Below are 3,131 nucleotides of genomic sequence, written 5' to 3' on the forward strand. Positions count from 1 at the left end.
GCCCAGGTGCACGTCCGGCATCACCGCCAGATGCTTGAAGATGAACGGCATCCTGGCCGTGTTCATCAGTTGCCGGCGGGCGTCGTCCTCGACCGGCACGCCATCAGTCCATAATTTGACCGGCTTGCCGCCGGCGACTTGGAGAATGTCCATGGGGGTACTCCAGAAAGGCCATGCCTGCATGATACCGCCGAAGGTCGTAGAACAGCGGGTTGCCAGTGGGGTGGCACTGTGCGGTATGCTTGCCCGGTCTTCAGGGCGGGGTGAAAGTCCCCACCGGCGGTAAATCGAAAGATGAGCCCGCGAGCGCCCCGGCCATGCCGGGGGTCAGCAGATCTGGTGCAACTCCAGAGCCGACGGTCATAGTCCGGATGAAAGAAGGCGTCAGGCAGGGGCCATTCGGGCGCCCTTGCGCGCGCATTTTGTTCGCCCCGAGACGTTCATCGATCATTCACGAGGAGCGTTTCATGTCCACCCAGCACCCTTCGCAATTTCCCAATGTTTCCGCCGCCATCGCCGCCTTCCAGGCCGGGCGCCCTGTACTGCTGCTCGACGATAACGACCGCGAGGACGAAGCGGACATCATTGCCGCCGCCGAGAACATTACGTTGCAGACCATGGCCATGATGATCCGCGACTGCAGCGGTATCGTCTGCCTGTGCCTGGATGAAGCCACCGTCGACGCGCTGCAGCTGGCACCGATGGTGCAGAACAACCAGGCCCGCCACGGCACCGGCTTCACCGTCACCATCGAGGCAGCAGAAGGCATTACCACCGGGGTTTCTGCCCAGGACCGTATCACCACCATCGACGCGGCACTGCGTTCCAGCGCCGAACAGCGCCATATCGTCAGCCCTGGCCATGTGTTCCCGCTGCGCGCCCGCAATGGCGGGGTACTGACCCGCCGTGGGCACACCGAAGGTTCGGTTGACCTGGCGCGCCTGGCTGGCCTGCGCCCGGCGGCTGTGTTGTGCGAACTGATGAACCCCGATGGCAGCATGGCCCGGGGCGAGCAGGTGGCGGTGTATGCGCGGCAGTACAATTTGCCGGTGCTCACCATCGAAGAACTGGCGCGGTATCGTGAGGCCTTGTTGGAGCTGGAAGCAGAGCCAGCCTGATAGGTCACCTTGAGGTTGTTCGCGTTCACGCCCGCTGCCACAGGTACCCCACAGTTCTTCAAGGCTGTAGAGTACCTGTGGCAGCGGGGGTGCCCGCGAAAGAGCCCTTGATACCCACCTCATTGCCCCTGAAGTTTGCTCCCCCCGCCCCGCTCTGCTAGTGTCGCGCCGTTCTGAATGCCACCGAGACAGTCGCCATGGCCCGCAAAAAAGCCTCCCTCGATTTCGAGCAATCCCTCGCAGACCTGCAAGCACTGGTCGAGCGCCTGGAGAACGGCGAGTTGTCGCTGGAAGAGTCGCTGGCCGCCTTCGAACAAGGCATCGCCCTGACCCGTGATTGCCAGGGCGCCCTGGCCCAGGCCGAACAGAAGGTGCAAATTCTGCTGGAGCGCGACGGCGAGCTGGCTGCCCAGCCCTTCGACGCGGAGCCAGACGTATGATTGGTACCTACCAGGCCAGTTGCCAGGCGCGGGTCGATACCGCCCTCGAACCGCTGTTCATCGCCCCGACCAAAGAGCTGGAACGCCTTTACGCCGCCATGCGCTACAGCGTGATGAACGGCGGCAAGCGCGTGCGCCCGTTGCTGGCCTACGCGGCCTGCGAAGCCCTGGGCGCACCCGCCGAACAGGCCAACGGCGCCGCCTGCGCGGTCGAGCTGATCCACGCTTACTCGCTGGTGCATGACGACCTGCCGGCCATGGACGACGACGACCTGCGTCGCGGCCAGCCAACCACTCACAAAGCGTTCGATGAAGCCTGCGCCATCCTGGCTGGCGACGGCCTGCAGAGCCTGGCGTTCAGCGCCCTGCTCGCCCCACACCTGAGCCCGCAGGCAGACAACATCCGCCTGGCCATGGTCCAGGCATTGGCCAAGGCTGCCGGCCCGGCCGGCATGGTCGGCGGCCAGGCCATCGACCTCGGCTCAGTGGGCCTGAAGCTGGACCAGCAGGCGCTGGAATTCATGCACCGGCACAAGACCGGCGCGCTGATCGAAGCCAGCGTCCGCCTCGGCGCCCTGGCCAGTGCCCGCGCCGAACAAGCGCAGCTCGATGCCCTGCAAACTTATGCACAGGCCATCGGCCTGGCATTCCAGGTGCAGGACGATATCCTCGATGTGGAAAGCGATACCGCCACCCTGGGTAAACGCCAGGGCGCCGACATAGCCCGTGACAAACCGACCTATCCGGCCCTGCTGGGCCTGGAAGCGGCCAAGGCCTATGCAATCGAACTGCGCGACCAGGCGCTGATCGCACTGCAAGGGTTCGGTGAAACGGCCGAGCCGCTGCGGGCGCTGGCGCGCTACATCGTCGAACGCCGTAACTGATGGATTGGGGCCGCTGCGCGCCCCATGCGACACCCGTCTGAATGGGCAGTATTTCCTACAATGGGGTAAACTGCCGCGTCTTCACACACCTATAACGACTCGCCTGATGCCCACGACGTTTCAAGAGATCCCCCGCGAACGCCCGGTCACGCCGTTGCTCGACCGCGCTGACACGCCTGCCGGCCTGCGCCGGTTGGCCGAAGCCGACCTGGAGACCCTGGCCGACGAATTGCGCCAGGAACTGCTCTATACCGTGGGGCAGACCGGTGGGCACTTTGGTGCCGGTCTGGGCGTGATCGAGCTGACCATCGCCCTGCACTACGTGTTCGACACCCCGGACGACCGGCTGGTGTGGGACGTGGGCCACCAGGCCTACCCGCACAAGATCCTCACCGGGCGCCGTAACCGCATGCTCAGCCTGCGCCAGAAGGACGGCATCGCCGCCTTCCCGCGCCGCAGCGAAAGCGAGTACGACACCTTTGGCGTCGGCCACTCCAGCACCTCCATCAGCGCCGCGCTGGGAATGGCCATTGCCGCCCGTCTGCAAAACAGTGCACGCAAGTCGATCGCGGTGATCGGCGATGGCGCGCTGACCGCCGGTATGGCCTTCGAGGCGTTGAACCACGCCCAGGAGGTCAACGCCGACATGCTGGTGATCCTCAACGACAACGACATGTCGATTTCGCGCA

General features: G+C 64.9%; 4 protein-coding genes, 1 pseudogene and 1 riboswitch. Of the genes and pseudogenes, 4 read left to right on the forward strand and 1 reads right to left on the reverse strand.

Annotated elements, in window-relative coordinates; all coding sequences use genetic code 11:
- Positions 1-153 (reverse strand): annotated as a pseudogene (locus tag APH42_RS30035) (RtcB family protein); the annotation flags it as partial.
- 92 nt (positions 154-245) lie between these two features.
- Positions 246-387: riboswitch (FMN riboswitch) on the forward strand.
- An 80-nt stretch (positions 388-467) separates the two neighbouring features.
- Between APH42_RS30035 and ribB the strand changes: the two are divergent.
- The 4 genes from ribB to APH42_RS28650 all read left to right on the forward strand — a co-directional run.
- Complete coding sequence (ribB, locus tag APH42_RS28635; RefSeq protein WP_060494739.1) at positions 468-1,118, forward strand: 3,4-dihydroxy-2-butanone-4-phosphate synthase; 651 nt, start codon at positions 468-470, stop codon at positions 1,116-1,118.
- A 197-nt stretch (positions 1,119-1,315) separates the two neighbouring features.
- On the forward strand, positions 1,316-1,558 hold the full coding sequence (locus APH42_RS28640) for an exodeoxyribonuclease VII small subunit (protein WP_012270297.1): 243 nt from the start codon (positions 1,316-1,318) through the stop codon (positions 1,556-1,558).
- Positions 1,555-2,442 (forward strand): (2E,6E)-farnesyl diphosphate synthase, encoded by an 888-nt coding sequence (gene ispA, locus APH42_RS28645; RefSeq protein ID WP_060494740.1) that lies wholly within the window; start codon positions 1,555-1,557, stop codon positions 2,440-2,442. The genes APH42_RS28640 and ispA overlap by 4 nt, the downstream gene beginning before the upstream one ends.
- 106 nt (positions 2,443-2,548) lie before the next feature.
- Positions 2,549-3,131, forward strand: a 583-nt coding sequence (locus tag APH42_RS28650; RefSeq protein ID WP_256217855.1) for a 1-deoxy-D-xylulose-5-phosphate synthase N-terminal domain-containing protein, incomplete at its 3' end; no start/stop codon positions are given.

The organism is Pseudomonas sp. NBRC 111140, from assembly GCF_001320885.1.
Lineage (GTDB): Bacteria > Pseudomonadota > Gammaproteobacteria > Pseudomonadales > Pseudomonadaceae > Aquipseudomonas > Aquipseudomonas putida_P.